Below are 303 nucleotides of genomic sequence, written 5' to 3' on the forward strand. Positions count from 1 at the left end.
TCCTGATTGTTGCCGACTACGACGCCGACGGCGCAACAGCCTGCGCCGTCGGCATCAAAGGGTTGCAGGCCATGGGGGCGCGGGCGGATTTTATGGTGCCGAACCGCTTTTAAAACGGCTACGGGCTGACACCCGAAATTGCCGAAGCCGCGGCGGCGGCCGGCGCGCACCTGCTGCTGACGGTGGACAACGGAATCGCCAGCATGGCGGGCGTGGCGCGGGCTGCGGCGTTGGGATTGGAAGTCATCGTTACCGACCACCACCTGCCCGCCGAAGAAACGCCCGACTGCATCATCGTCAATC

1 pseudogene is annotated in these 303 nt (G+C 65.0%); it reads left to right on the forward strand.

Annotation, left to right across the window (positions count from 1 at the left end):
• Positions 1-303 (forward strand): annotated as a pseudogene (locus tag ACTHSL_RS13375) (DHH family phosphoesterase); the annotation flags it as partial.

This window comes from Neisseria sp. P0008.S010 (assembly GCF_051962715.1).
GTDB classification, from domain to species: Bacteria; Pseudomonadota; Gammaproteobacteria; order Burkholderiales; family Neisseriaceae; genus Neisseria; species Neisseria elongata.